The organism is Nostoc sp. LPT, assembly GCF_017115165.1.
Classification (GTDB): Bacteria; Cyanobacteriota; Cyanobacteriia; order Cyanobacteriales; family Nostocaceae; genus Nostoc.
Window position 1 is genome coordinate 30,072 of record NZ_JABXKF010000050.1, and the last position, 26,382, is coordinate 56,453.

21 protein-coding genes are annotated in these 26,382 nt (G+C 41.5%); 9 read left to right on the plus strand and 12 right to left on the minus strand.

Annotated features, from left to right (window positions below):
* Positions 1–13: 13 nt before the first annotated feature.
* Together HWQ58_RS11615 and HWQ58_RS11620 are read right to left on the minus strand one after the other, a co-directional pair.
* Positions 14–2,650: a PAS domain S-box protein gene (locus HWQ58_RS11615; protein WP_292861988.1), complete on the minus strand. Its 2,637-nt coding sequence runs from the start codon at positions 2,648–2,650 to the stop codon at positions 14–16.
* 298 nt (positions 2,651–2,948) lie between these two features.
* Positions 2,949–3,647 (minus strand): rhomboid family intramembrane serine protease, encoded by a 699-nt coding sequence (locus HWQ58_RS11620; RefSeq protein ID WP_292862033.1) that lies wholly within the window; start codon positions 3,645–3,647, stop codon positions 2,949–2,951.
* A 197-nt stretch (positions 3,648–3,844) separates the two neighbouring features.
* Between HWQ58_RS11620 and HWQ58_RS11625 the strand changes: the two genes are divergently transcribed.
* Positions 3,845–5,974, plus strand: a complete 2,130-nt coding sequence (locus HWQ58_RS11625) for a tetratricopeptide repeat protein (protein WP_292861990.1) — start codon at positions 3,845–3,847, stop codon at positions 5,972–5,974.
* 365 nt (positions 5,975–6,339) lie between these two features.
* Here the strand turns inward: HWQ58_RS11625 and HWQ58_RS11630 are convergent, their stop codons facing one another.
* From HWQ58_RS11630 to HWQ58_RS11670, 9 genes are all read right to left on the minus strand, one after another.
* Positions 6,340–7,386 (minus strand): Type 1 glutamine amidotransferase-like domain-containing protein, encoded by a 1,047-nt coding sequence (locus tag HWQ58_RS11630; RefSeq protein ID WP_292861993.1) that lies wholly within the window; start codon positions 7,384–7,386, stop codon positions 6,340–6,342.
* A gap of 715 nt (positions 7,387–8,101) precedes the next feature.
* Positions 8,102–8,665, minus strand: coding sequence for a Uma2 family endonuclease (locus HWQ58_RS11635; protein WP_292861995.1), 564 nt, complete (start codon positions 8,663–8,665; stop codon positions 8,102–8,104).
* A 445-nt stretch (positions 8,666–9,110) separates the two neighbouring features.
* Positions 9,111–9,953 carry a 2-isopropylmalate synthase gene (locus HWQ58_RS11640; protein WP_292861997.1) on the minus strand — a complete coding sequence of 281 codons (843 nt, stop codon included), beginning with the start codon at positions 9,951–9,953 and terminating at the stop codon, positions 9,111–9,113.
* A 39-nt stretch (positions 9,954–9,992) separates the two neighbouring features.
* Positions 9,993–10,298 carry a type II toxin-antitoxin system RelE/ParE family toxin gene (locus tag HWQ58_RS11645; protein ID WP_292861999.1) on the minus strand — a complete coding sequence of 102 codons (306 nt, stop codon included), beginning with the start codon at positions 10,296–10,298 and terminating at the stop codon, positions 9,993–9,995.
* Positions 10,298–10,582: a type II toxin-antitoxin system ParD family antitoxin gene (locus HWQ58_RS11650; protein ID WP_292862001.1), complete on the minus strand. Its 285-nt coding sequence runs from the start codon at positions 10,580–10,582 to the stop codon at positions 10,298–10,300. The genes HWQ58_RS11645 and HWQ58_RS11650 overlap by 1 nt, the downstream gene beginning before the upstream one ends.
* Positions 10,583–10,705: 123 nt before the next feature.
* Positions 10,706–12,766, minus strand: coding sequence for a ribonuclease R family protein (locus HWQ58_RS11655; RefSeq protein ID WP_292862003.1), 2,061 nt, complete (start codon positions 12,764–12,766; stop codon positions 10,706–10,708).
* Positions 12,767–12,871: 105 nt separating this feature from the next.
* Positions 12,872–13,087 (minus strand): 30S ribosomal protein S18, encoded by a 216-nt coding sequence (gene rpsR, locus HWQ58_RS11660; protein ID WP_012411240.1) that lies wholly within the window; start codon positions 13,085–13,087, stop codon positions 12,872–12,874.
* Between the two features lie 2 nt (positions 13,088–13,089).
* Entirely contained in the window at positions 13,090–13,284 is a 195-nt protein-coding gene (gene rpmG, locus HWQ58_RS11665) for a 50S ribosomal protein L33 (RefSeq protein WP_012411241.1), read from the minus strand.
* Positions 13,285–13,327: 43 nt separating this feature from the next.
* A complete protein-coding gene (locus HWQ58_RS11670; RefSeq protein WP_292862005.1) occupies positions 13,328–13,885 on the minus strand; it encodes an RDD family protein in 558 nt (185 codons plus the stop codon).
* A 130-nt stretch (positions 13,886–14,015) separates the two neighbouring features.
* On the opposite strand from HWQ58_RS11670, the gene HWQ58_RS11675 reads away from it, so the two are divergent.
* The 4 genes from HWQ58_RS11675 (at position 14,016) to HWQ58_RS11690 (ending at position 16,505) form a co-directional block, all read left to right on the plus strand.
* Positions 14,016–14,282, plus strand: a complete 267-nt coding sequence (locus HWQ58_RS11675) for a hypothetical protein (RefSeq protein ID WP_292862007.1) — start codon at positions 14,016–14,018, stop codon at positions 14,280–14,282.
* 98 nt (positions 14,283–14,380) lie between these two features.
* Positions 14,381–15,007: a PEP-CTERM sorting domain-containing protein gene (locus HWQ58_RS11680; RefSeq protein WP_292862010.1), complete on the plus strand. Its 627-nt coding sequence runs from the start codon at positions 14,381–14,383 to the stop codon at positions 15,005–15,007.
* A 22-nt stretch (positions 15,008–15,029) separates the two neighbouring features.
* Positions 15,030–16,295 (plus strand): gephyrin-like molybdotransferase Glp, encoded by a 1,266-nt coding sequence (gene glp, locus HWQ58_RS11685; RefSeq protein WP_292862013.1) that lies wholly within the window; start codon positions 15,030–15,032, stop codon positions 16,293–16,295.
* 30 nt (positions 16,296–16,325) lie between these two features.
* Complete coding sequence (locus HWQ58_RS11690; protein WP_292862016.1) at positions 16,326–16,505, plus strand: hypothetical protein; 180 nt, start codon at positions 16,326–16,328, stop codon at positions 16,503–16,505.
* Here the strand turns inward: HWQ58_RS11690 and HWQ58_RS11695 are convergent.
* Positions 16,502–17,734 (minus strand): cysteine desulfurase-like protein, encoded by a 1,233-nt coding sequence (locus HWQ58_RS11695; RefSeq protein WP_292862019.1) that lies wholly within the window; start codon positions 17,732–17,734, stop codon positions 16,502–16,504. The two genes, HWQ58_RS11690 and HWQ58_RS11695, sit on opposite strands and share 4 nt — an antisense overlap.
* 819 nt (positions 17,735–18,553) lie before the next feature.
* Here HWQ58_RS11695 and HWQ58_RS11700 point away from each other — a divergent pair.
* The 4 genes from HWQ58_RS11700 (at position 18,554) to HWQ58_RS11720 (ending at position 26,333) form a co-directional block, all read left to right on the plus strand.
* Positions 18,554–18,775 carry a DUF4327 family protein gene (locus HWQ58_RS11700; RefSeq protein WP_104909503.1) on the plus strand — a complete coding sequence of 74 codons (222 nt, stop codon included), beginning with the start codon at positions 18,554–18,556 and terminating at the stop codon, positions 18,773–18,775.
* A gap of 1,130 nt (positions 18,776–19,905) precedes the next feature.
* Positions 19,906–22,317 (plus strand): sucrose synthase, encoded by a 2,412-nt coding sequence (locus HWQ58_RS11710; protein WP_292862024.1) that lies wholly within the window; start codon positions 19,906–19,908, stop codon positions 22,315–22,317.
* A gap of 174 nt (positions 22,318–22,491) precedes the next feature.
* On the plus strand, positions 22,492–25,551 hold the full coding sequence (gene pgmB, locus HWQ58_RS11715) for a beta-phosphoglucomutase (RefSeq protein ID WP_292862027.1): 3,060 nt from the start codon (positions 22,492–22,494) through the stop codon (positions 25,549–25,551).
* Between the two features lie 482 nt (positions 25,552–26,033).
* A complete protein-coding gene (locus tag HWQ58_RS11720) occupies positions 26,034–26,333 on the plus strand; it encodes a hypothetical protein (RefSeq protein WP_292862030.1) in 300 nt (99 codons plus the stop codon).
* Positions 26,334–26,382: the final 49 nt, after the last annotated feature.

A 26,382-nucleotide genomic window follows, 5' to 3' on the forward strand; every position in this document is an offset into this window, starting at 1 on the left:
CAATGACTAATGACTACTTTATCAAATCAGCGATCGCTTTCACCAATGCATCTGGATCTACTGGTTTGGAGATATGCATTTGAAATCCTGCGGCTAATGCTTGCTCCTGATTCATTTCCCCTGCATAAGCCGTCAGAGCGATCGCTGGTACGTTTCCTCCTTGTTGGGGCGATCGCGATCGCACTTCACGCATCAGCATATAACCGTCTGTTTTTGGCATTCCAATATCGCTAATTAAAACATCTGGTATCAACTCAGATAGTGCTTGTAGTGCTTCCTGTGCTGATGATACGGCGGTTACTTGCACACCGTAGTCTTGCAAAATAAAGGTAAGTAAATCGCGAATATCTGGTTCATCGTCCACTACCAAAACTTGAGTGTCTGCAAGCAGCGAAGATTCCGGCTCCGAATATGAAGACTGATTCTCTTCACCTCGAACTTGTTCGCTTCTAAGCAAAAGCGGTAACTCGACACTGAAGGTTGCACCCAATCCTTCTCCAAGACTTTCGGCTTGAACATTTCCCCCATGCATTTCTACAACCTTACGCACGATCGCTAGTCCTAAACCTAATCCACCAAATATCCGTGTAGTTGTACCATCAGCTTGGCGAAAGTAATCGAACACATAAGGCAAAAAGTCTAGGCTAATTCCCTTACCTGTATCGCTAACCTGAATTTGAGCCTGATTACCAACTTCCATGAGTCGAATTTCTACCCGTCCTCCTGTTGGTGTAAATTTTACCGCATTAGAAACCAAGTTCCACACAACTTGTTGCAGCCGATTTGGGTCGCCCATAACTTGTCCCAAATTGGGATCAAATACGGTTTGAATTTGAATTGACTTGGCTTGTGCCGCTAGTTTTACTGTTTCTAGTGCTGCTTCAACTACCATTACCAAGCTGACTGGACAGATATTTAAGTTTAATTTTCCTTGCAGGATGCGAGACACATCCAACAAATCTTCTATTAGCTGAGTTTGTAACTTAGCGTTGCGTTCAATGGTTTCTAAGGCGTGGTTAGTAGTTTTTTCATCAAACTTGCGAGTCCGCAGCATTTTCGACCATCCCAGAACGGAGTTGAGTGGGGTTCGTAGTTCATGGGAGAGAACCGCCAGAAATTCATCTTTAACTTTGTTGGCGATTTCTGCTTGTTGTCGTGCTGTCCTTTCGCAATCGAGTAGGCGATCGCATTCTTTTTCAGCCAATTTGCGATCGGTAATATCGAGTACAAAAGCAACACCGTTGTCTTGGGAGTCATTTAGCAGGGCCATCCCCAAAACAATTGCTACTCGCTTGCCGTTGCGGTGGATGTATTCTTTCTCGTAAATTTTGGAAACTCCACTGGTTTGCACCTCCAAAAGGGCGCGATCGTCTAAATGCTGATACTCTACAGGAGTAAGTTCTCTCCAATTAAATCTACCTAAAGTAGCAAACTCATCACGAGTGTAGCCAGCTAGTTGCAGAAAGGCATCATTGGCATCAAGGATGAAACCATCCACGGTCCAAAAAGCAACCCCAATCAGATTAGATTCAAACAAACGCCGAAATCGCGCTTCACTTTCACGTAAAATTTTTTCTGCCCGTTTGTGTGCGGTAATATCGCGAGCAACAGTGATTACGCCTTCAATAGTTTGGTTTAAATTCCGTAATGGTGTGAGGATGTATTCATAATAATGCAACCCATCGGCGCTACCATATTTACACTCATCTTTTATCGGCTGCCCAGTTTTCATGACAGCAAGTAGTTGATTATCTACTTGCGTTATTAGGTCTGCGGGTAAATCCATTTCTGACAAACTTTTACCGACAATATCTTGGGGCTTTAAACCTAGTAAAGTTGCTCCATCGCGGCTGACATACTGATAACAACCTTGGCGATTAAAGATGTAAATATGATCGACTGAGGCGGTAAGGATGGCATTTAAAATATTTGCCTTTTCTTGGACTTGTGTTGTGAGTTCGCGAGTACTTTCTTTTGCCTGCTTACACACAGTAGTTTCCATACAAACGCCGATCATTCGCACAGCTTGCCCTTGAGCGTTATAGATAAATTTGCCGTTGGCAGAAATCCAGTGTGTACTTTGGTCTGAACGAACTATACGAAATTCATCATTATAGTCAGTCTTTTGTGCCAAAGCGTGGGCGATCGCTTGCATTACAGATTGGCTATCTTCAGGATGAACGCACTTTTTAAACGTCTCATAAGGACTATCAAAACTACTTGGAAATAGACCAAAAAGCAGTTCATAATTTTCCGACCAGATGACTTTATTGGTAACAATATTCCAATCCCACAAGCCCATCTCGGATACATCTAGAACTAGCCTTAGCCGTTCTTCACTCTCTCTAAGAACTACTTCTAACTGCTGTCGCTCCACAATTTCTTGTTGAAGTTGCTGTAAAATTACTGCTACATCTGTTGGCAGATTGAGATGTGCAGATGCATCCTTGTCAATCTGCCAATCAACAACTTTAAGACGAGGGTTTTCTGCTTCTACTGGCAGCTTTATTTTTACTTCTGTTAATTGTTTCTCAAGCGCTGTTTGCCTTTGTTGATAAAATATCTCTGATTGCTCTAACTCAGCTACACGCTGCCGCAAAACTGCTAATTCATCAGTGAGTTTAAAGTTAGTCTTATCAACATTTTGCATCTTATACACCACTAATCTTTAATAATATCGACTTGAAGAGTAGGTATCCCTAGTTCGATCTATGAATTTTTCAACTATCAAATGTAATCTCTCAAAAGGTAGATAAAAAATCAACAAAATATCGCATTAATCATTTTGCTTATTTATATACTTTATTAGGTAGAAACAGTTTATGAATTTCAGCCAAAAGGTGTATATGAGTTTTAATGACTGTAGGGTTAGCACTGCTAAAAATATTAAAATTAAAATTGAGCTTTTTGACATCAGTCTATAAAATAGCTCAATAGCTAAAGAAAATTTATCTCTTCAATCGGATGAAAGCTCCACCTATTAATAATCCCACAACCTGCCCTAAGAAGACAACACCCGATTGATTTACGCCGACAGGAGGAATATTTAAACTGCCTATACCATAAAATAATTGTTGTACAAACCACCAAAATATATAGAAAAAGGCTGGTAGTTGGATGGGAATATACAAGATTATTAGCGGCAAAACAGTGTCAATTTTAGCTTTAGGAAACTTCATCATGTATGCTCCTAAAATAGCTGCGATCGCACCATTTGCCCCAATCAATGGAACTGCCAAACCTGGTTCAGCCAGAATTTGTATTACCCCTGCGATCGCACCAGCAGCCAGATAAAATCCTAGATAACGTCCATGTCCTAGAATATTTTCTACAGTTTTCCCAAAAACCCACAAAAATAGTAGATTTCCTAATATTTGACTAAAACTACCGTGCAAAAATATTCCAAAAAATAGTGTAAATGTCCGCCAAACTACAACTATCCAAGCAGCAGAATTGAAAAAAAGAGCATTGGTAACTGCTCCACTAATCTGTGCTGGTATCACACCCCAACTATTGACAAAATAGCCTAATTGACCGCTAAACTCTAGTTTAAGTTCCCATAAAAATACAGCCAGGTTAATGCCAATCAACCAGTAATTAATAATTGGCTTACTTCGACAACGAATATTATCACTAATAGGAATCATATCGATTAGGGGCATGGGACATGGGGCATGGGGCATTGGGCATTGGGCATTGGGGAAGAGAAGGCAGGAGGCAGTTCTTGCTGGAGGCAGAAGTTCTTTAATTTTGAATTTTGAATTGATTGCTCCCTCATCTCCCCACTCCTTAACCTGTGGCAAGATTGAAATCAGATCGCATCGCACTTAACTAGGCAAACGAGATGCTAGGAAACACACTTGTAGGAAGATACCAAATTATTAGTAACTTGGGAGGTGGGGGTTTTGGTGAAACTTTTGTGGCTTGTGATACCCAATTACCCGGTTCACCTCTATGTGTCGTTAAGAAACTCAAACCCCAGGCAAGCGATCCAGTAACTTTGGAAACAGCTAGACGATTATTTGATACGGAAGCACAAGTTCTGTATAAATTAGGAACTCACGATCGCATTCCTCAACTTTTAGCTTACTTTGAGGAAAATGCCGAATTCTATCTTGTACAGGAATTGATCGAAGGTCACGATCTGAGTCAAGAATTAACATCAGGTAAAATCCTCAGTCAAGAAGAAGTTATTTCACTTTTACAAGAACTTTTGGCAATCTTAGAATTTGTCCATCAACAGAATGTAATTCATCGTGATGTCAATCCCCACAATATCCTCAGACGCCAACCAGATGGCAAATTAATTTTAATTGATTTTGGTGCAGTGAAACAAATTGCCACTCAAGTTATTACTCCCCAAGGTCAAACTCTCGCAACAGTAGCTATTGGTACGCCTGGATATATTCCTGGCGAACAAGCTCATGGTACGCCAAAATTAAGCAGTGATATCTATGCTGCGGGAATAATTGCTATTCAAGCTTTGACTGGATTATCACCAGAGGAAATAGTAAAAGATGGTGATACTAATGAAATTATCTGGCACGATCAAGCTACAGTAACACCAGAATTTGCTCAATTCTTAGATAAAATGGTCTGCTACGACTTTCGGCAACGCTATCCTTCGGCAACGGTGGCATTACAAGCGCTCAAAGAGTTAAGACAACCACCTGTTCAGACAGTAGCGTTAACTCCTCCTTCTCCACCAAAAAATATCAATAAACCTCAACCTAAAAAAGGTATATTAGGTAAAATTTTACTAACAATATTTTTCTTGACTGTTGGCACAGTAGCATCAATATTTATTTGGAGTTACATCAATTCAAATAATGCCATAGAATTATCTAAACAAGGAAATACGTTTTTTGATTTGCAACGCTATCAAGAGGCGCTAGAAGTATATGAAAAAGCCGTTAATCTTAGACCAGATTATGCTCAAGCTTGGAATGGTCAAGGCAAAACGCTAAATAAATTAAGAAAATACAAAGAAGCATTATTGGCCTACGACAGAGCAATTCAAATTCAGCCAGATTATTTAGATGCTTGGATTGGACGTGGCACTGTATTGGTAAATTTACAGCGATATCAAGAAGCGATCGCCTCTTTTGACAAAGCCTTAGAATTAAATAATGACAATTCAGAAGTCTGGAATGCTAAAGGTGAAGCTTTCAGTAATTTAAACCAATATGACCAAGCAATTAAGTCTTATGAAAAGGCGATTGAACTCAAACCAGATAATTATGAAGCTTGGTATAAAAAAGGATTAGCTTTGCAGAATTCTAGGCAATATGAAGAAGCGATCGCAGCCTATCAAAAAGTCGTTGATTTAAAACCAGACTACGAGCAAGCCTGGTATAATATAGGGAATACACTAGTCAATTTAAAACGCTATCAAGATGCATTTACAGCTTATGATAAATCGGTGCAATATCAGCCAGATTATTACCAAGCTTGGTTATCTAGAGGTAATATACTGCTGAATTTACAGCGTTATCCAGAAGCGATTGAATCTTTTAATCAAGTAATTAAATACAGTCCCAGAAACTATCAAGCCTGGTATAATTTGGGCTGGTCGCTGCATCAAAACCAACGCTATGAAGAAGCAATAAAAGCTTATATTAAAGCGGCGACACTTAAGCAAAATAACTATCAACTCTGGTATAATTTAGGTAATTCACAATACATATTGCAGAAATACGAAGATGCGATCGCGTCTTATAATAAGGCAGTTCGTTATAAAGTAGACCATTCTGAAAGCTGGTTTAGCAGAGGCAATGCTCTATTAAATTTAAAACGATATCAGGATGCGATCGCTTCTTACGATCGAGCAATAAAATACAAGCCTAATTACCAACAAGCAATAGACGGTCGCAATCAAGCCCAAATTCAACTGCAAGGCGAAAAACCAAAGCCTGTAATTGTACCAACTCTTCCATTTCCTAATTCCACCAATCCACCGCAGACGACACCCTAAACAACCTATCAAATTGACCAAGCCCCGTTGGGACGGGTGTGGCGGTTGCATGGTGGTAGGGGGGAAGAACTAGCCCCAACCACCCGCATGAGTCTTTAGCCCAGCAATAAGAAGGGCAACCGTGAAGTCCTTTGGATTGAAACCAAAGGACAACACCTTACACCCTTACACCCCTAATGAAGGTTTAGGATTGATGAGCTGTTACGCATTTAAGTTATATATTTACTCGTAAGGGTTGTCATTAGTCATACCCTGCGGGAAAGCCAAGCGCCTATGTCATTAGTTATTTGTATTTCAAAGAACAAATGACCAATGACAAAGGACAGTCTTAAAGGCTTAGGGAATGAAACAGCCTTGCTCCTCATTCAATAGGGATTTGAATCAATCCGTCCCCTTTTAACACTCCTGAGATAGTACCCAGAAGTTGGTCTGTTTCTCAAGTTGAAGGTGTCGCCACTGCGAACTTTCCAAATTTTGTAATTGGAAAAGGTCAAAGGCTTTCGGGGTTCGCATACTTCCGGCAGATGATTGCCAAGTACAAAGTATACTGCACCCCTACCCATAACTTTCACCAAACCGTTTTTATCCACAAGAACCGATGTACTTTCACTAACCGCTATACCTAAAACACTGCTAGATACACCGTCCTTAATTTGACGGGCAATGAAAGTCATAATTCGACCCATTCTTTCTCGTCTGTCAAAGTGCGTATCTACGATAGTTCCCTTCAAATTACTCCAATTGAAAAAGTTGTAAGTAAAAGTAATGTCTCGGTAGGGATCTTCGAGTGCGTCTCTAGTTTCAATGCCTTTTTCGGAAGAAGCGCAAGCATCATAGACACAATCACTTTGAATCATCGCACCCGCACTAGTGCCACCAACGCCACCTCCCTTAAGGTAAACTGACTTAACAGCAGCCTCAAGCTTGGTATCTTTCCAGTTGCGGATGTATTGACATTGATCCCCGCCAGCAAAGAAAACTACATCAGCATTGCGGATTTTTTCATAAATCTCAGCTTTGTTTGCCTCTTTTCTATCCCTAACCAGAAGAGTTTCCACAAAATTTACGCCCTTCATGGCATAAATTAGCCGATTGTAATCGTGATTACCATTAGTGCGGAGAACTACAACATTAACTTTAGTGCTGGAGTTACTACCTCCCCTAACTTGGTTAATCATCCACTGGATAGCATCATCGACATCGGGGCCTCCCCCACCCAAACTCAGGACTGGGCCCGCTAAGGAGGGACGGACATCAAAGGAGGGAGTGGAGGGGCGAACATCAACAGTGTCACCCAGGAAAAAGCGTTTCCAGCTTTCAATAAAACGGGTTATCAGGAAGGTTCCCATCTTCAACAACTTGATTCCTGTACTTTTCAAGCGCCTTGCTTTGCTTGGGAATGCCTTTGTCATACTAAACTTCTGGAGCAAACTGCAATTATTGCTAGGCTGTGACGTATTTTAATTGCTTATTTATTCGTGAAGTTTGTCCTTTGTCATTAGTCATTTATCAGTTGTTGTGAATAATCAATTGACTTAGGACAGTCTTGACGAAAAATGTGCAATTTGAAAAATGTGCAATTTAGATGCGCACTAGCTTAACTGTGGCACTAGATAGGGTAGAATTTCCAGCGTACAGGGCTTGTACTGTTTGTTAACGCAAAATAACGCAGAGTGATTATTAATTTTCTGCGCTACTGTACGAAAATCTCTACATTGCTTGTAGCGTTTAATTCTGACCAGATGAAATTTAAAATAGATTAGGTATTGGTTGTCACTGTCCAGATGCTTGCGTAGTTGCTGGGAATAGTTACCGAATATTCTGAATAACTGGGAACGCCGATTAAATTGTTTTCACCATTTAGTTCTTCCTGATAATTGCCAGTAATTGGGAACCAGAAGGGTACATTTTAATCGCGATCGCCAAAGTTAAGTGCAGCAATTCCTGCACTATTTTTGCGTGTTGCTAGTATAAGTCGCAGCATTATTTGGGGCTAATTTCCCTAACTCTTGAGAAATCGTCTGTGCGATCGCTATGCGGGTGCTGTTGCCCAACCATCCTAAAATTATTGATAATGATTTTTTTGGGACAATGCGGTATAGCTTTGCTTACCTTCAGGTTTATTAGCTATACTTGTAACTCAAATCCAGGTAATATATCTTCCCCAGAAATAATCGCTGGCATTTGAATAACTTTTACAGCTTTCAAAAGTCGGTAAATTTCCACTTGCTGATCTTGAGGATTAATTAGCCAACCCAAACGCAAACCATTTTCTATGTATTCCTTCATTTTCGCTTGGATAGGTGCAAGCCGATCTGTCTCGGAACGCAGTTCAATTGCAAAATCGGGTACAAGTGGCGGAAATTTTTTTCGCTGTTCTAGTGTTAAAGCTTCCCACCGTTCCAACTTTACCCAAGCCGCATCAGGGGAACGTTTTGCACCATTTGGAAGTATAAAGATAGTTGAAGAACTAAAAACTTTCCCTAACTTAGCTTGACGATTCCAATTATTCAAGTCTGTAATTAAATCTGCTTCTTGATTTCCGCTTTCTCCTCCTACTGGTGGCATAATAATTAATTCTCCGGCTGCATTCATTTCCAGGCTTAAATCGCTATTGGCAATACACAATTGATAAAATTGCTCATCGGTCAAATGAGCAATCGGTTCTAGATTAAGCACAACAGTATTCATTGAATCTTTCCTCGTGCCTTTGTTGCTAAGATTCCGTTATACCAATTCTGTATGAAGATGCATATAACAAGACCCCTCTGTAGTTCCCCCGATGCCTTGGGAAATGTAGTCGGGGGGGGTAAATATATACAGCTTCACAAAGAAATAGTATTACCTTTATTTAAAAGTTTAGCAGGAGTAAATTAACGTGAGTTCTCATTGCCAACATCAAAGTTATTTTCCTCTGATTTTTGGTGATAATACTGCGATGCAGGTAAAAATTCTAGTATAAAATTAGGGAGTTAAAAAGTTTTTGGCTGGTGGTGGCATAGTTATTTTCAATCGGCTCTGCATTTATATTATGCAGCTTAAATGCCGATTAGCTTATAAAGCCGCGCGACCTCTAAGTTCATAATTTCCTTGCACTACCCCCACTTATTGAGCCGATACTATTTACTTGTATTAGCTATTTTGCCTTTCCAATCCCAGTTATTTGAAAAATTAACTCTGCCGCTTTACTCATTAGCGAAGTGTTAATCTCAAGTTGATAATTCTCCTGTTTTAAAACCTCTATCACAACTTTGCTGAAATCTGCGTTACCTTTCCTTGCACCTAAACCATTAATTGCACATTCAATTTGCCTCACCCCACAACTCAAAGCAATGAGCGAATTATCTACCGCCATACCCAAATCATCATGACAGTGTACTGAAACGACAACTCGATCAATATTTGCTACTCGATTAAAAATCGTTTGCAGAAGTTGCGAAAACTCTTCTGGCGATGCTAAACCTAAGCTATCAGGAATACTAACAGTAGTAGCACCACTCTTGATTGCAGTTTCAATAGATTTACACAAAAAATCTGGCTCACTTCTGGGAGCATCAAAAGCGCTCCATTCTACATCATTACAGTAATTGCGTGCCAGAGAAACACTCTCTTTGATTGTTGCTAATACTTCTTCTTTGCTTAATTTAGACTGATTTTTCAGATTTACCGGAGTATAAGTGTGAATTCTACCTCCAATCGCTGGTTTAATTGCTTCAGCAAGAGTGATTATTTCATCTGAATTGGAACTAGCTAGCCCACAAACAGTAGAATTTTTAATTATTTTAGAAATATTAAAGACTTCATCAAAATCTTTTTGAGAACTTCCTGGATAACCAACTTCAATAATATCTACTCCTATTTCTTCAAGCAATTGGGAGATGATAATTTTTTCTTGTAAATTCATCTTTACACCAGGCGTCAATTCTCCATCACGCATGGTGCTATCAAAAATAATTACTTTGTGATTATTTCCTGACATACTGGCTAGAGATAGCGATCGCTTACATCAAATACAATCTTAAGGAATATCCTCACTTAAGAAAACTGTCTCTAAATCTCGATAACCACTGACAATACGTACAACTTCCACACCGCCATCAATGGGACGATAAAATATTAAATAATCTTCTACTGGAAAACTCCGTAAACCACTGGCAAAATTACCGAAACTTTGCCCTATATTAGGAAAATCAGCCAACAGTTTACACTGCTGTTTAATTTTTTCGTTGAGTCTTCGAGCCGCATCAGGATTGTAGCGGATAATATAGCGATTAATCTCTTTGAGGTCTTGCTTGGCTGGGATTGTTAAAACGTACCGACTCATTATTTAGCAGCCTCTGCTTGTTGCATTTGAGCTTCAGCACGTCGGATATCTTCTTCAATTTCTGCAAATACCTCTTCACCTTCAACTACTTCACCACGCTCTGAGGCTTCAATACCTTCTTGGATTTTAGCTTTCAATTCTGCTAAACGTTTTTCTTGAAGGCGATCGCGTTCATCTAGCAATCTCAATGCTTCACCCATCACCTCACTCACTGAGTGGTATCGACCACTATTAACCTTATCCTTAACCAACTGCTCTAGTTCTGGGGTCAAAGATACATTCACAATTATTACCTCATTCCATTTACTCTATATCCTAACCGAAAGGAGTTGGAACAAAGTTAAAATAATTCGTAATTGATAATACTAGCCTGTAGCAAGTGTTACGAATGACAAATGACAAATGAGTTAATTCGCTGCTGTTTGGGCTTCTTGATAAATTATTTCTTGAAACTGGATCATATCTTTTTGTGGATCGGCGTGGCTAACTTTCACCACTATCTGTTCGCCTAAGTTCACAGAACGTTTGAAGACCATTGGCAACTGCAAGCCCAAATCTTCTAACAAAATTAGGGCTAAGTTGCTGTCTTCTCGCAGCCACATCAACACTGTCACATCCCAAGTTTCCTCTGGATGACGGCGTAAATACTCTAGTGCATAATATCTATTAGTTTGACGTTCCACCATCGTCACCTCTTGGGTAATGCTGGTGACAGTCATCATCACTTCTTTAAGTTGATCTGCGGAAAATGGCAGAACTTCACCCCGCAAATGGGCTTTAATTTGAAAGTGGGTGAGTAAGTCACTGTAGCGGCGGATGGGAGAGGTTGCTTGGGTGTAAGTATCCAAGCCCAAACCAGCATGACGCAAAGGCGTAATGCTCATTTCACTCTTGGGCATACAACGACGCATGGCACAAGCGCGAACGAATCCAGCTGGAAGTAGCAGCAATTCCTCATCTGGAGGTAATTCTGGTTGCGGTTGACCGCGAAAAGGCAAAGGTATGTTATGAGTTTTACCATAACGAGCCGCAACTTCACCGGCAACAATCATCATTTCTGCTACTAGTTGCCGCGATGGAGAATCGTCCAAAATATCAATGTAGATCTCCTCACCTTTAACTTTGATCGTCGCTTCAGGCATAGTGATGCTAATTGCCCCTTGGGCGTAACGCCAAGCTTTGCGCCGCTGTGCCCAAGTTGCGATCGCAGCAATTTCCGGTTCTGCTTGTACCCGTAATTGCAGCATTTCATCTACATCTTCGTAGGTGAGGCGATAAGTCGGCTTAATCAAGCTGGTGTGAATGCTGTAATCTTCTACTACCCCAGTTGTACCTAAAATAATCCCGAAACTGAGGGCGCAACAAACCTTTCCCTGGATCAGACTCATTGGCCCAGTTGCCAACACTTCTGGAAACATGGGAATCATTCCCGTCGGTAAATAGACTGTACTACCGCGCTTTCTGGCTTCCAAATCTAATTCATCTTCCGGTACTAACCATCTAGTAGGATCGGCGATATGCACCCACAAGCGTTCCCGTCCATCGGGCAGTACTTCCCAACTTAGACCATCGTCGATCTCTGTGGTAGTTTCATCATCAATGGTGTAAACCTTCAGGTGAGTCAGATCAAGGCGGTTTGTATCTGAGTCAATCGGCGGGAAATCCAAACGCTGTTGCGCCACTTCTAATACCTTATGAGGAAATTGAATTGGAATTGAAGAACGACGCAGGAACAAGTTTTCATAAGGACTCCAGCAACCCAAATCCACCAATAGTTGAAAGGCTCCTTGGGGTGTTGTGGGTCGTCCCAGCATGGTCATAGTTTCTAATACTGAAGCGCTGGGCGGATAAGCACGCGCCAAGGAGTCATAATTAACTCCCGTCCGCACGGTGTCAGCTATTAGCGCTGCATATTTTTCTAGTCCTTCTAAGCGCTGGCGATCGTGGCGCTGCCACTCTACTGCTTCACCTTTGAGTGCTTGCTCTACACGAGTTAAAAATTCCTGCTGTCCTTTAGCTTTTAGTGCCTCTACTTCCAGTTGGTGCTTGCGTTCTGCCACTTGAGCAGCAGTTCTCGGCTCGTAAGCGTCTCCTTTCTGCTTGAAATAAAGTTTGTCGTCTGATAACAAGCAATAGGCGGCATAACAAGGAGGCGCGGCTGATTCTGAAAATAGCAGATTCGCCATTTGGTCTGGAGTAACTATTTCCCCATCTTCAACCAGTAATTCCCAAGCCACTTCTAAACTAGATGGGTCTAAATAAGGCTTGATCTGCTCCAAAAAGCTGGCAATCTCAGAAGGCTTGTAAGTTTGTCCGGTAACTGTATAGGTTATTTGTCTAGGCGCGAGGCTGTGGGATTGACCACGTTCGTCTACCACAAACCAGCGGGTTTTTCCGTCTGGACGTTCTACGATGCCCAGACGGCGATCGCCTTGAACCCTAAATTCAACTAGCGTCCCCTTCTCCACAACTCTCGCACTCTAATTTGGTGAACAGTTTAAATAGTTTTAAGTTAGGAGTTAGGAGTTAGAAGTTTTGATTTTTAACTCATCACTCATAACTCATCACTCTTTTTAGCCTTCCGCATTGATAAATGGCAACAAAGCCACAATCCGCGAACGTTTAATTGCTAATGTCAACTCTCGCTGTTGCTGAGATGTAAGTCCAGTAATCCGACGTGGCAGTATCTTTCCCCGCTCGGTGACAAACTTACGCAATAAATCAACATCTTTATAATCGATTGGTTCTCCTGGCTTGATCGGAGAAAGGCGACGACGGAAATAACTCATTTTTACTTAATTTCCTTGTGAACGGTATGTTTGTTGCAATGGGTGCAGAACTTTTTCAGTTCTAGCCTGTTAGTGGTGTTGCGGCGATTCTTGGTACTGGTATAACGTGAAACACCAGCAGAACGCTTATCTGAATTTGTCCGGCACTCAGTACACTCTAGGGTGATAATAATGCGGGCACCTTTACTCTTAGCCATAATCTTACAAACAGTGAAGCCTGAAGAGAATTAACACAAATGACTATCTTCTCACATTTCGCCGCAGATTTTCAACTAATCTTTTAATTTTTATATCGAGCGAGTAGCCACGACGTGACGAAACGATGAAAGTTCCACAATAGCGATCGTGTAAAGCCTGCCGCATCTGGGTATCAGAGAAGGCAGTCCCGCAATCAATTGCTAGAGGAATTACTAGCAGTATAGCAGTGGGATTGGCTCTAATATTGCTCAGGGCAATTGACACTAATAAAGCACCCAAGCCGATAATCGCTTCTCGCTTCAGTAGTGAGAGCAAATCTGGAATTCTGCCCACTACTTCTCCATCTTCAACTGACAACACCTTTAAATCAAACGCCCAACGCCCTAAACTTTGCCCTTGATTGTTGTATACCACCAGCACCCGCAAAACCAGCCAAAGTATTACAAAAACTAAGATTTCAACAAATTGAATCCCGATATCGCTGCCTCCCAGTAGAGAACTGATTAACCAGACACCAAGGAAATCAAGTCCCAATGCCATACCTCGTCGCCCAATCTCAGCCTTGGGATAGTGTTTTTGGGGAACTCGTTCGATTGTCATACAAAACAAGTATTTTTATTTAGGGGTTGGGAAATAGCGATCGCTCCTGTTTTTAATATTAAGATGATGACTCGGCTAGTTGCTGCGCTTTCATTAGGGGTGTAAGGGTTTAAGGGTTTAAGGGTGTAAGGTGAAGTCCTTTGGATTGAAACCCCGGACAACACGGTTGCCCCAAGGGGCAGGGCTTTTGACCCTTGGGTGGTTGGGGCTAGTTCTTCACCATGCAACCCCTACCACCATGCAACCCCTACACCCGCCCCAACGGGGCTTGGTAAAGGAACAAAAACAAGTCAACAAAAATTTGTACAACTACCAACTACACGACTCAAAAATAGGATTAAGCAGCTATGCCACTTTTGATACCCTGCTGGTACTCGGTTGGCATCTCATAGAGTAGCCGCTACACTCATGGATGCAACACACAGTAGGGTTGTACATCTGTATTGATTGTATTGTTGTAGAAACTTAATTTTAATTAATTTCGGAGTTGCATTGATGACACATCTATTTACTAGAACAGCTATTAGTATGGTGACGACTACTGCTTTAGCCTTAGCGATCGCCATAACCACCAATAACCTAGCTCATGCTGCTGAGTTCAACTTTAACTGGAAAGGAGACACTGGTTATTCAGCGAAAGGTTCATTTAACTACGATACAACAACTGCTCCAAGTGTCATTTCTGAAGCTGGTTTGGGAGCCACGAAAAACTTGCAATCTCTCTCAATTTCCTTTTTTGATCCTTTGAGTAATCTCATAAATAGTTTCACTCCCGTACTTAGTGGTGTATCTTACTACGGCTATTTGAGATTCAACTTTGATAGCACTACCGAGCAAATCTTTGGCCCGTTTGATGTTGGCAAGGATGATGAGTTTCCTGGCGACACATGGGTTAATAATAATCTCGCACTCATAGATGAAGGTTTTAGTGATGAGGTTCTAGCGAAAGAATTTGGTTTTAACAATAGAGATGCAGCAGGCACAAAGCAAATACTAGATTTAAGCAACAATTCAGTTCAGGTATCCAAAATTCCTGAAGGAAGCATAATTATCGGTTTACTAGCAGTGTGTAGTTTGGGATTTACTGCTTATAAAAATCTAGACAAAGCTACCCAAGAATAAAAAAAAGTTGGAGGCGATCGCTATGTTATCAGTCAGCGATGCACAAGCAATTATTTTAAATTTGGTGCAGCCGTTGGATCGTCAACGGGATATAGAAGTTGTAGATTTATTGACAGCAGATAGTCGCATTTTGGCAACACCTGTCACCAGTCCGCTAGATTTTCCCCATTGGGATAATTCGGCAATGGATGGCTACGCAGTTCGCTACGAAGATGTACAGCACTCTAGCACCGAACAACCAGCTATTTTAGAAATTGTTGAAGAGATTCCGGCTGGGTATCAGCCCAAGTCTACGATTCAACCAGGGCAAGCCGCACGAATTTTCACGGGTGCAGCGATCCCAGCAGGTGCGGATACTGTAGTCATGCAAGAGAAGACACATCGGCAAGAAAACCGCGTATCTATCCTGGATGCACCAAAATCGCAAGAATTTGTCAGACACAAAGCATCTTTTTATCAAGCTGGAACACAACTACTACCAGCAGGAATTAAGTTAAATGCCTCAGAAATTGGCGTATTGGCAGCAGCACAGTGTCCGCAATTAAGTGTTTATCGCCGCCCGCGTGTGGCAATTTTTTCCACTGGTGATGAGTTGGTGACAGTCGATCAACCGTTGCAACCAGGGCAAATTGTGGATTCTAATCAGTATGCGCTGGCAGCTTTGGTAAAGGAAAGTGGCGCAGAACCGTTAATTTTAGGAATTGTTAAGGACGATCCAGTTGCTCTGGAGAAAGTTATTAACCACGCCATTGCGATCGCTGATATAGTTCTCTCTTCTGGTGGTGTCTCAGTGGGAGATTATGACTATATTGACAAAATTCTAGAGTCACTAAAAGCAAAAATCCAGATTCGGGCTGTGGAAATTAGTCCAGGAAAACCTCTCACTGTCGCCACTTTCCCCAGTACAGATGCGATTAATCGCGTCTCTCCCCACTCAGCACTATACTTTGGTTTACCAGGAAACCCTGCTGCTGTGTTGGTGACATTTTGGCGGTTTGTGCTACCAGCAATCAAGAAACTTTCGGGAATTACTGAAGGTTGGGAACCAGTATTTTTGAAAGTGCGATCGCATGATGAATTGCGATCAAACGGTAAACGCGAAACTTACCTTTGGGGTAAATTGCATTTAATTGATGGTGTTTACGAATTTCACAAAGCTGGTGGTAGTCACAGTTCTGGGAATTTAATTAATTTAGCTCAAACCAATGCCTTAGCTGTTCTCCCAGTGGGTAAAACACTAATTTACCCACAAGAAGAGGTGGAAGTTTTGCAGCTTAGTAACGGGTAAGAGGGAGCAGGGGGAGATGAGGGGGAATTATTGAATAAATCTCTCCCTTATCTACCTTGTCTGTTCTCAATACCCCATGCCCCTCAAGAGTGCCCAGTCATGTTAGCGGAAGCGGGGCGTTTAGCCCGTGCTGAGTTGGAAATCTCGCTTCTTTACTCAGGACTGGGAAAAGAGGAACTCGGAACTGTTTTGCCCCATGCCCAATCTTAAAATATCTGCTCAAAAGCCTCAATCAAGTTGTTAACTTCCTCAAGGGTGTTGTAATGCACCATACTTACCCGGACTATTCCACCTTGAGACGCTAACCCCAAGTATTCAATCAGCCGTTTAGCATAAAAATCCCCATAGCGAATCCCAATATGATGTTGGTCAATTTTTGCCGGAATAGTTGAGCTATTTATTCCATCGACGATAAAAGATATAGTTGGTACACGGGTTTGGCGGTCAGCTTTTGATTGACCAATAACTCGCACATTAGGCTTACTGTTGAGGTAATTTAGGAGGCGATCGCTAATCTTTTCTTCATGTATGCTAATTAAATCAAATGCTTGTACCATTTGATTTCTCAAATCAGGTGCAGTTTCATCCCCGTAGTGCAATTGTGCTAATTCACTTAAATAATCACATAAACCTAACATTCCATAAGTTAATTCAAAATTCACATTCCCTAACTGAAATTTATAAGGTATGTCTGTCTGGTCAATAAAATAATGGTTAAGACCAGGCAATCTTAATAAATGTTCTTCTTTACCATAAAGTAAGGCATGATGCGGCCCATAGACTTTATAAAAACTCAAAGTATAGAAATCAACATCTAAATCTTGGACATCAACTAATCTGTGAGGTGCATAAGCTACACCATCTACACAAATCATTGCATTGCGATCGTGTACAAATGCAGCAATTTCTTTGATTGGGTTGATGGTTCCCAGAACATTAGAAGCATGAGTCAAGGCTACCAGTTTTGTGCGCTGACTCATCAATGGTTCTAAGTCTGCTAAATCAAGTTCCAAAGTCTCTGGACGAACTTGCCACACTTTTACCTTCATTCCTTGTTTTTCAAGAGCTAACCAAGCACCAATATTGGCCTCATGGTCACAATTAGTAACAATAACCTCATCACCAGGTGTAAAGGTTTGACCCAGACACATTGAGAGAACTTTCAACATCATTGTAGTAGATGGGCCCATAACCACTTCTTTAGAAGAACTGGCATTAATCAAAGTAGCCATTCCCCTAGTTCCTAGAGCCAATCGTTCTCCAGCAAGTTGAGAAATCGCATAAGAGGCTCCTAACTGGACATCAGAACTTAGGAGAAACTCGCTAATTCTATCTACTACTTTTTTCAAGGTTTGTGACCCACCAGCATTATCAAAAAAAGTCCATTCACCAGCTAGAGCTGGAAAATATTGACGAACTTTATCAAGATTCAGGAGCATAGTATAAGTTTTCTAGAGAATGTTCTTTACCTAGCCTACCTTCTGATATCATGTCCGGCTGATTAGTTATTAGGACTTACGCAAAAACTCTCTCAAACTCTTATTACTTCGTGTCCTTTGCGTCTTTGCGGTTCGTTTTTTGATAATTTTGCGTAAGCCCTAGTTATGATTCTTGCATCTGTGCAAAAATCTGAAAACTCTTTCTCCCGCCGCCCCCTGCCTTCTTAATGATAAGTTTTTAACCGGACATGATATGACAAGTCGCCCAGAGAACATCTAGATTCTCTTTTGATGTTTGCAGCTTGTTGTGCCAGCCTTCTTGCTCTAGACATCTAGTGAAAAAGAATGTAGAAAGATGTAGCAGTGCTATGTCTCTACAAGGGTTCTAGATAATGCATATTATTTAATTTCTGAAGATGTCTTCTACAATAACCTATCTAAATAGGGTATACTTAAACCCATAAAGCATATTTTACTATTTGTAACTATACAAGTTACACCCCTCCCTAAACCTCACTCCACTTGCTTTCATAGCAAGAAGGCTAAGAGCGAACAAGTCAGTCGGGACAACCAACGTAGTGGCAACCTTTATAAAGGGGAAAGTAGTCGGGTATTTCTGTATTGTTGGCGTAGCCTCTGTCTCCGACATGCTGTTCGCTTTAGTAGAGAAGTTAAAATCTTTTGTATTTAACTTCCAGCAACTATTAATGTCTTGATTCTTCACAATTATCGCCAATTTTATTTGATAAGTTTAAGGGAGAGTCAAAGCAACTATTGTTTTGAGTCTTAATTCCTTGATTGAAAATAAAGGAACGACTTATGAACACTACGGTTAAATATGACATCAACGTTATCAAGCAAGAAGCACTTCAACTTGTTAAAAAGAGACTTGTTAACCGCCAGCAGCCAATTTATACCCTCTGTAAATATATTCCTCATCGTGACTGGGTTAATTTTGAACTTGAGTTAGAAAAAAACGAATTTCTATTCAGAGATAGAATTATCGATTTACTGAATCACGAATCTTGGGAAGATGATTGAGGCTGCATAAAGCTAAACCACTATTAGCTGCATCCAAATAAAATCAAAATTACAAATTCATTTTTCAACATTAACAAGTCTCGAATTAATCGGGGGCTATAAGCAAGAGATTATTAAAGTAAGGAATAAATCTTCATGGATGGCTGGTGTTTTAAAAGATAAGAGAACCATCGCTAGCCTAACAAGAATTCTCTGTTAAATTTCAGGAAGACCACTATAATTGACAAATTAACCATAATATTAGGAAGATTAATGATGAGTTATCGGTCACTGTCACTGAGCAAATTACACTAGATCAACTGCAACAAATAGCTGATGAGGGATATAAGTCTGTACTGAACCTACGCTTGGCTAACGAAACAGGCTGACTCGCTAATGAACAGGAGAAATTGAGCTTTTGGGATTGTATTATGTTAATCTCCCAACTAAATTTGAAGATATTAATCATTATGGTATGCTCCAGATATATCAGATCATCACTGAACTACCCAAATCGACTTTGATACATTGTGATAATTCAATTCGTTCAGTTGCAATAGTATTTTTGTATATCGCTCTCAAACAGGGTGTAGGCTTTGAAAAAACACTGCAAAAAGTTATTAGTTTCGGCTTGATATCAGACTAGTATTTGAGTTTTTAAATTACTCGTAAAGATAGGAAATAGGTAATCTACAGATTTTTTCATAAATTAAATGCTATTTTTATGTAGTTATCAACTCATAATTTTAGATTCTAAGGTAGTAAACAGCTTTTAATCTGCTTACATTTGATTAAATTTTACTATAACTTGCTGGATTTAATTTATTGTAAATTAATTTTGAATTTTGAATTTTGAATTGTTAATTATGGTGTGATGTTCTACTAGCGATCGCTCTAATTTTGCTTTCCTGCTGAATTAAGAATAGTATTTTATACCTGATTGAGAAAGAAACTTGTTTTATAATTCACCCTTGTCTCCTTATTCCACTCTCTCATCCCATAGATTTGAAGTTATCACAACCTTTCATCCCAGAGCTAGAAGCGAAGATTTTGATAGTATTTTACCATAGTGGAGGAAATATACCTCATAATACCGAAAAATAGAAAAAAAATGAGGTTATTACCTAGCTAAATTTCTGGAATTCGTCATCATGTATGAACTAATTCAAGCTATCTCCAACGGTGATGAAAAAACTGCTCTACATCAGTTGATTTATGCCTTGAGGGCTTCAGGTAAGCATTACTTCCTAAGAAATGAGATTTTGCTTTTCTTTGCCGACTACTGTCATCAATCCCAAAAGCCAGCCTATTTTTACCACTCTTCTTCTGTTGGCAAATTAATACAATACACCCACGAAATAATTCTCGAAGAAGAAAGTACTTGGTTCGTGATTCGACCGAAGATTGCGAATCAAGAAGTTTGGCAACTGACAGCCGATTTTAGCAGGTTCGAGCAGATGACGCCTCAAGCGCTGTTAGATGTGAGAGATCGTCTAGTCAATCGCTACCAACCCCATATCCTGGAAATCGACCTCCACCCCTTCTATGAAAGTTCTCCAAGAATTGACGACGCTAGAAATATTGGTCAAGGTTTAGCCTTTCTCAACCGTTACCTATGCAATCAATTGTTGACTGACCCCGGATATTGGGTAGAAATGTTGTTTCAAGCATTACATGGGCTGCAATACGATGGTACTGCCCTGTTGTTGAGCGATCGCATTCCCTCCGGTATTCAGTTAGCCAAACAAATTAAGCAAGCGCTAAAATTTCTGAGTGAGCGATCGCCTGATGAGCCTTATGAAAAATTCCGCTTTCACCTCCAAGAACTCGGCTTTGAGCCGGGTTGGGGTAACACTGCGGCGCGAGTCTCTGAAACTTTACAACTCCTCGACCGACTCATTTACTCCCCAGAACCCGGCATCTTAGAAACATTTGTAGCTCGCGTCCCCGCCGTCTTTCGCGTCGTCCTCATCTCCATCCACGGCTGGGTGGGACAGGAGGATGTTTTGGGAAGAGATGAAACACTCGGTCAAGTTATCTACGTCCTCGAACAAGCTCGCAGCTTAGAAAACGAGATGCGCGAACAAATCAAACTCGCTGGACTCGACCAGCTAGGCATTAAGCCCCATGTAATTATTCTCACTCGACTAATTCCTAACTGTGAAGGCACATTTTGTAACCTCCGCTTAGAAAAAGTTCAAGATACTGAGAATGCTTGGATATTGCGCGTTCCTTTTGGTGAATTCAATCCAGAAATCACCAATAATTGGATTTCTAAATTTGAAATTTGGCCTTATTTAGAACAATTTGCGCTTGATGCAGAAAAAGAATTACTAGCTCAATTCCAAGGTAAACCTAATCTGATTATTGGCAATTACAGTGACGGTAACTTAGTAGCCTTTCTCCTATCTCGCCGAATGAAAGTTACCCAGTGCAACATTGCCCATTCTTTGGAAAAACCTAAACATCTATTTAGCAATTTATATTGGCAAGATTTAGAAGACCAATATCACTTCTCAGCCCAATTCACTGCCGATTTGATTAGCATGAATGCAGCCGACTTCATCATTACATCGTCCTATCAAGAAATTGTTGGCACACCCGACACCATAGGTCAATACGAGTCGTACAAGTGGTTTACAATGCCGCAGTTGTATCATGTGGTTGATGGCATTGATTTGTTTAGTCCTAAATTCAACTTAGTGCCACCGGGAGTAAATGAAAATATTTTCTTTCCCTATAGCCACAAAGAAGACCGAGATATTAACCTTGGCACCAAAATTCACGACTTACTCTTTATCCGCGAAGATCCCCAAATATTAGGTCACTTAGATAACCTTAATAAGCGACCAATCTTTGCTGCTGCTTCCGTCACTTCAATCAAAAATCTCACTGGGTTAGTTGAATGCTTTGGTCAAAGTCAGCCGTTGCAAGAGCATTGTAACCTGATCCTCTTAAGTGGGAAACTGCATCCACATGAAGCTACAAACCCAGAAAAAGCAGAAGAAATCCAAAAACTTCACGACATCATTGATCAATATCATCTCTATGGTAATATTCGCTGGATAGGGATGCGTATCCCGACTTGCGACCTCGGCGAAGCTTACCGGGTAGTTGCAGACTCTCAGGGAATTTATGTCCATTTTGCCCTCTTTGAATCCTTCGGGCGGAGTATTTTGGAAGCGATGATTTCTGGCTTGCCAACTTTTGCTACTCAATTTGGCGGTTCTTTAGAAATTATCGAGAACAAAGAAAACCAATTTAATGTTAATCCTACAGACTTAGAAGGAACAGCAACGAAAATTTTAGACTTCCTTGAACAATGCGATACTCATACTGAATACTGGCAAGAAGTTTCAGAATGGATGAGTCAACGAATTCATCACAAATATAATTGGCATTTACATAGCAATCAATTACTACTGCTTGCTAAAATGTTTAGTTTTTGGAACTTTGTTGCTCCTGAAAATAACGAAGCCAGAGATCGCTACATGGAAACCTTATTTCATCTCATTTATAAACCCAGAGCCGAAAAGATTTTGGAAAAGGATAAGGGGGGATGAGGGAGTGGGGAGTGGGGGAGCAGGGAAGCAAGGGAGAGTTAGAACTCCGTTCATCAACTTCGGAACTGGATTCATCCACCTCAGATACTCCTTCATCCACCTCAGAACTCCGTTCATCCACCTCAGATACTCGTTCATCTAGCTCAAAGACTCAAAATCTCTACTCCCCAATTTATGCAAACAAAAGGTCGTTCTCGCCATTTTATCTACACAGACTGGATATTAATCGAAACCCAGTTTGACCCTGAGCAATTGCACTCCAAAGAAACCGTCTTTACAATCGGCAATGGATACCTGGGAACAAGAGGCAGTTTTGAGGAAGGTTATCCTCATGCATTGCCAGCTACTTTTATCCACGGTGTCTACGATGATGTGCCTGTGGTGTACACTGAACTGGTAAATTGCCCTGACTGGCTACCCTTGGTAGTGATTGTGAATGGCGATCGCTTCCGTCTCGATCAAGGTGAGATATTGAGCTACGATCGCCAGCTTGATTTACGCCAAGGACTACTGATTCGTGCTGTGCGTTGGCGCTCTCCCAGTGGGAATATCATAGACATTAGCTTTCAACGCTTTGCTAGTCTTGCAGATCCGCACGTGTTGGCGTTACGCTGCGATATAACGCCAGTAGATTTTGATGCGTTAATCGAAGTTCAAGCTAGCATCAATGGCTATCCAGAAAATCAGGGTTTCAATCACTGGGAAGAATTAGACCAGGGCAACACTAACCAAGAAATCTGGTTGCAACGCCGTACACGCAACTCTCGAATTGAACTTGGTATGGCTGCTAAGGTGACAATATTAGGCACTAAAGCATCTTTGCAAGTCAATACCGCACCTGGTTATCCTACCTTGAGTACAACCTTCTTGGCTAAAGCGCAGCAGACCGTGACAGTGGAAAAACTCGTGACAGTTTTTACCTCGCGGGAGATTGAAACACCAGTGCCAGCAGCTCAAGAAAAACTCACACACCTGCCAGACTACGCGACATTACTAAAAGCTCATAAACAGGCATGGGATGAGGTTTGGCAGCAAAGTGACATCCTGATTGAGGGGGATAGCACAGCTACTTTTGCTGTTCGCTACAATCTGTTTCAACTGCTGATTGCTGCCTCACGGGATGATGACAAGGTAAGCATTCCTGCTAAAACCCTTTCTGGGTTTGGCTATCGCGGTCATATCTTTTGGGATACAGAAATTTTTATGCAGCCCTTATTTCTGTTTACCCAACCAGCGATCGCCCGCAACTTACTCAGTTACCGTTGGCACACTTTAAATGGAGCTAGACGTAAGGCAGTCCATTACGGCTATAAAGGGGCAATGTTTGCCTGGGAAAGTGCTGATTCTGGAGATGAAGTGACACCACGTTGGGCTATCGGCAGTGATTTTTATGGTGAAGACGTGCGGATTTGGTGCCGTGATCGCGAAATTCACATCAATGCAGATATCCCCTACGCTGTTTGGAACTACTGGCAAGCGACTGGTGATGATGACTGGATGCAAAAGTGCGGCGCAGAGGTGATCTTGGATGCCGCTATCTTTTGGGGTAGCCGGGTGGAATTTAATTCTGAGCAGGATCGGTATGAAATTCGGGGAGTAATCGGAGCCGATGAATACCATGAATTAGTCCATAACAACGCCTTTACAAACCGGATGGCGCAATGGCATTTAGAGAAAGCGATCCTAGTCTATGATTGGTTAGCTCACAAATTCCCCGAACGAGCCACGGAACTAGAACAGAAACTAAAGCTCACCCTAGAGGAGCGATCGCACTGGCAAGATATCATCGCCAAAATATTGTTTTTCTATGACCCACTAACAGAACTAATCGAGCAATGCGAGGGATTTTTCCAATTGGAAGATATCAACTTAGCAGATTATGAACCACGCGATCGCTCCATGCAACCGATCTTGGGTATGGAGAAAACCAACAAATCTCAAGTACTCAAGCAGCCAGACGTATTAATGCTCCTATATTTAATGCGGGAATCAGCAGATTTTCCCTACAACGAAAAAGCATTGCAGACAAACTGGGACTACTACGCACCCCGCACTGATATTACTTATGGTTCGTCTCTTGGCCCAGCAGTGCAAGCGATTTTAGCTTCCGATTTGGGCAAATCAACTGAAGCTTACAAACAGTTTATGCAGGCGTTAATGGTGGATCTTGAAGATAATCGAGGTAACACCAACGATGGAATTCACGGTGCTAGTGCTGGTGGCATTTGGCAAGCTGTAATTTTTGGATTCGGCGGCATCCAATTAACTGAAAATGGCCCTGTAGCCAACCCTCACCTACCCCCTGGCTGGACGCGCTTAAAGTTTAAACTGCACTGGCGCGGGAAATGGCACGACTTCGATCTACATCAGGGACAAGTCGCCCAAGACATAACTCGTCAACTAGAATATCTCCAACTTTCTCTCTCCCCCGATCCCTCATCCTCCCCTGCCTCCCCTGCTCCCTCATCGTCCCCTGCCTCCCCTGCTCCCTCATCCTCCCCTGCTCCCTCATCGTCCCCTGCCTCCCCTGCTCCCTCATCCTCCCCACTCCTTGCAACTCACAACCCCAACATCCAAGGATTCATCTTCGATTTAGATGGTGTACTAACAGATACAGCAGAACTTCACTATTTAGGTTGGCAAAAGCTAGCAGATGAAGAGGGTATACCGTTTAATCGGGAAGCTAATGAAGCCTTGCGGGGTGTATCTCGTCGTGCATCCCTGATGCTGATTCTGAGAGATAGACCGTATTCGGAAGCACAAATCGAGGAGATGATGGAGCGCAAGAATCGCTATTATGTCGAATTGCTCCAAAAGATGACACCGAAGGATTTGTTGCCAGGTGCGATCGCCTTGTTGGATGAACTGCGGCAAGCTGGTATTAAGATCGGTATTGGGTCAGGGAGTAAAAATGCCCGCCCAGTGCTAGAGCAATTGGGCATTATGGACAAAGTAGATGCGATTGCAGATGGTTACAGCGTACAAGAACCCAAGCCAGCACCCGACCTATTTCTGTACGCAGCCAAGCAGCTAGGAATCGAACCAGAGCAATCTGTGGTTGTAGAAGATGCCGCAGCAGGTGTTGAAGCCGCTTTAGCCGCTGGTATGTGGGCAGTAGGACTCGGCCCTGTTGAACGAGTTGGAGCCGCTCATATTGTTTTACCCAGCCTAGCAGGTATAAAATGGGCAGACCTACGAGAGCAATTGAGTAACATTTCCAGACAAAAACAGTGAACAAATCAGAATCGTTTGATTACTTACAGCAGATTTGAAGGAAGTTCAGTAGTGCTGAGTATTGAGTGCTGAGTGCTGAGTGCCCAGTAGTACCCCATAGTTAAAACTAGGGGATTGAAAACTTGGACGTATTTTTTCTTGCACTACGTGTCTCAAAAAAAATAAAAATATTTTTTTCATAAATAAATTTAGGGGCGCGACTACCCTATATGCTGAGTGCAATTAATTTTACTTTTTACTCTAAGCCGAGTTACTCGGCACTTAGCACTGTTTTGGTGAAGTAGATAACGATTCCTCTTAAAGCCAGCTAGAAAGAGTGTTTTACTTCTGAATTCTGCTGTATTCAGTCCTAATTACCCCAAAGAACTAAAATTACCTAAAACTACACTGAAATTACTGATAACTGCTAAACTCCAAAAGCTAAGATCGTCCAAGTAGGGAATCTAAAATAAAACCCAACTTTAAAATTTAGGAGCAAAAGCGTGAATTTGGACGATTTAGCTTTGCAGATAGAGAACATGCGTAAGCGCGTCGCCCTCTTGCAACGCCAAAGTGAACAGCAAAAAGCACAGGCAGATATTGAACTCGTCAACGCAGTATTCAAAGAAGTTTACCTAGCTTTGGAAGAACTACAACTAGTAAATGAAGATTTAAAGCAGCAGAATGAAGGATTATCCAACACTCAACAGGACTTGGTAGCTCAAGGTCAGCGCTACCAAGAACTATTTGAGGAAGTACCAGACGCTTATTTTGTGACTGATACAAAAGGGATAATTCCCTAGCTATCTAATTGGTATACAAAGCAGGTAAGCTGAAAACTTGCATCTAGCA

What these genes read in the sequence shown, in the direction of transcription:
- HWQ58_RS11620 (WP_292862033.1), bottom strand. Translation starts at nt 3,647, where the DNA reads ATGATTCCTATTAGTGATAATATTCGTTGTCGAAGTAAGCCAATTATT.
- HWQ58_RS11615 (WP_292861988.1), bottom strand. Translation starts at nt 2,650, where the DNA reads ATGCAAAATGTTGATAAGACTAACTTTAAACTCACTGATGAATTAGCA.
- HWQ58_RS11645 (WP_292861999.1), bottom strand. Translation starts at nt 10,298, where the DNA reads ATGAGTCGGTACGTTTTAACAATCCCAGCCAAGCAAGACCTCAAAGAG.
- HWQ58_RS11635 (WP_292861995.1), bottom strand. Translation starts at nt 8,665, where the DNA reads ATGAATACTGTTGTGCTTAATCTAGAACCGATTGCTCATTTGACCGAT.
- rpsR (WP_012411240.1), bottom strand. Translation starts at nt 13,087, where the DNA reads ATGAGTTATTTCCGTCGTCGCCTTTCTCCGATCAAGCCAGGAGAACCA.
- pgmB (WP_292862027.1), top strand. Translation starts at nt 22,492, where the DNA reads ATGCAAACAAAAGGTCGTTCTCGCCATTTTATCTACACAGACTGGATA.
- HWQ58_RS11695 (WP_292862019.1), bottom strand. Translation starts at nt 17,734, where the DNA reads ATGCTCCTGAATCTTGATAAAGTTCGTCAATATTTTCCAGCTCTAGCT.
- HWQ58_RS11625 (WP_292861990.1), top strand. Translation starts at nt 3,845, where the DNA reads ATGCTAGGAAACACACTTGTAGGAAGATACCAAATTATTAGTAACTTG.
- HWQ58_RS11640 (WP_292861997.1), bottom strand. Translation starts at nt 9,953, where the DNA reads ATGTCAGGAAATAATCACAAAGTAATTATTTTTGATAGCACCATGCGT.
- rpmG (WP_012411241.1), bottom strand. Translation starts at nt 13,284, where the DNA reads ATGGCTAAGAGTAAAGGTGCCCGCATTATTATCACCCTAGAGTGTACT.
- HWQ58_RS11630 (WP_292861993.1), bottom strand. Translation starts at nt 7,386, where the DNA reads ATGACAAAGGCATTCCCAAGCAAAGCAAGGCGCTTGAAAAGTACAGGA.
- HWQ58_RS11680 (WP_292862010.1), top strand. Translation starts at nt 14,381, where the DNA reads ATGACACATCTATTTACTAGAACAGCTATTAGTATGGTGACGACTACT.
- HWQ58_RS11670 (WP_292862005.1), bottom strand. Translation starts at nt 13,885, where the DNA reads ATGACAATCGAACGAGTTCCCCAAAAACACTATCCCAAGGCTGAGATT.
- HWQ58_RS11700 (WP_104909503.1), top strand. Translation starts at nt 18,554, where the DNA reads ATGAACACTACGGTTAAATATGACATCAACGTTATCAAGCAAGAAGCA.
- HWQ58_RS11710 (WP_292862024.1), top strand. Translation starts at nt 19,906, where the DNA reads ATGTATGAACTAATTCAAGCTATCTCCAACGGTGATGAAAAAACTGCT.
- glp (WP_292862013.1), top strand. Translation starts at nt 15,030, where the DNA reads ATGTTATCAGTCAGCGATGCACAAGCAATTATTTTAAATTTGGTGCAG.